Source organism: Colwellia sp. BRX10-1 (genome assembly GCF_014077545.1).
Classification (GTDB): domain Bacteria; phylum Pseudomonadota; class Gammaproteobacteria; order Enterobacterales; family Alteromonadaceae; genus Colwellia_A.
On record NZ_JACGWC010000064.1, the window covers coordinates 1 to 1,533 of the forward strand.

Here is a 1,533-nt window from a genome sequence, read left to right on the forward strand (position 1 = left end):
ATCCAAGTTCTGACAAAAATATAAAATTTGTATTTCCTAAAGCTATGAAATTATGGGATATTAATGTCAATTAAATAATATTTATGGGACGGACATTACTGAGAAGTCTCCATAATAAACTGTTATGTTTCTATATTACAATGGCATTTAATTTATCTATAAGGAAGTAGTACAGCTTGAAAAATATACCTATCTCAGAAGAACAATTGAAGCAAATTCAAATAATCATTGTGCTAATAATCTGCTTAAGTATGGCTATATTTGTAATTATGTGGACAAACGAGCCAGAACGACGACCACTAATTCAAAATATTCTTGTTGTTGATGCTGTTAAAATTATAGATATACTTGAAGTTTCAGAAATCCCTTATACATCAAATCTTGCAAACAAAATGATCCTTGTGAATGACGCAGATATGGATAGAGCAAGATTAGCTCTAGCAAAATTTGGTTATGTCGTTGAGTATCCCGACATAAAGGAAATGATGAATAGTAATGAGGCGTGTAGTTCTTTAGAGGCTACGCTGAAAGAAAAAGAGATAGATAAAAAATCTAATAGACCGTTATTTGAACAACCTTTGTTTTTAAAAACTTTTAAGCTAGGAATGGGGGCTTTGATTATAATTGTTCTTATATTGTCAGTAGTGCGACCTGCATTGATAGCCCTTATAGGCGATGATATTGAGGATGAAAACGAAACATAACAAGACGTTCAAACGGACAAAAAACAGTTGGCTGTTTCACTCCGTTCACAATTTTAGCCAACAATTTTTTGCCGCTTAACGTGGCGTTATATTTATCAGGAGTATCAAGTGAGAGTTAGTATTTCAATTGCTGTTTTAATATTAATAAGTCTGTTTACATTAAGTTTACCCGCACAGGCTACTGAGCCAGTAGTTAAAAAAAGCAAAAGTAGTATCTGTCATAAAAAAGGCAGTACGTATTATTCTAGAACTAAAAAATTCACTTCATATCCTTCGATGAAGGCATGTCTTAAAAGTGGTGGTCGTAGACCTAAAAAATAAATATAACAAGCTGTTAAACAAGGACAAAAAACAGTTGGCTTTTGCTCCTTCGTCGCTAATTTTAGCCAACTATTTTATTGCCTGTTAACAGGGCGTTATGTGTAAAAGGAAGTTGTCATGTCAATTGGTATGAGTGCAGCATGGAGAGCTAAGCAGCCAAAACAAAAGCGCTGCGATAGATGTGAACTTTATTCCCCAGAATCATTAGATAAATGTATTCATTGTTCCGACCTTAATGAATCAGAACTAGCCCAATTAAAAGAACAGCATCAAGAAACTCTTGAAGACAATTCTAGCTTTGGTAAGTACTTATTATTTGGTGCAGCAATTATAGGTTTACTATTGCTACTTAGTTTTTTATAGTCGTTGTCTCAGCACTTTACACATAACAACACGCCCTGAGGTGGACAACTAGTAAAATTTAGCTATTTATTGCAAATTTTAACAGTGGTGATCCTCTTCGTTTTAATGCTTCTAAATATTTTGATTCGTTGTAGGGCGTCTTCGT

At 33.7% G+C, this 1,533-nt stretch carries 2 protein-coding genes; both read left to right on the plus strand.

Features of this window, described 5'->3' with window-relative positions; genetic code table 11:
- Window positions 1-176 precede the first annotated feature (176 nt).
- Window positions 177-704: a hypothetical protein gene (locus H4J75_RS19525; RefSeq protein WP_182223045.1), complete on the plus strand. Its 528-nt coding sequence runs from the start codon at window positions 177-179 to the stop codon at window positions 702-704.
- A gap of 438 nt (window positions 705-1,142) precedes the next feature.
- Window positions 1,143-1,388 (plus strand): hypothetical protein, encoded by a 246-nt coding sequence (locus H4J75_RS19530; RefSeq protein WP_182223046.1) that lies wholly within the window; start codon window positions 1,143-1,145, stop codon window positions 1,386-1,388.
- Window positions 1,389-1,533: the final 145 nt, after the last annotated feature.

Excerpts from the sequence above, each read along its gene's own strand:
- H4J75_RS19530 (WP_182223046.1), top strand. The coding sequence starts at position 1,143 with ATGTCAATTGGTATGAGTGCAGCATGGAGAGCTAAGCAGCCAAAACAA.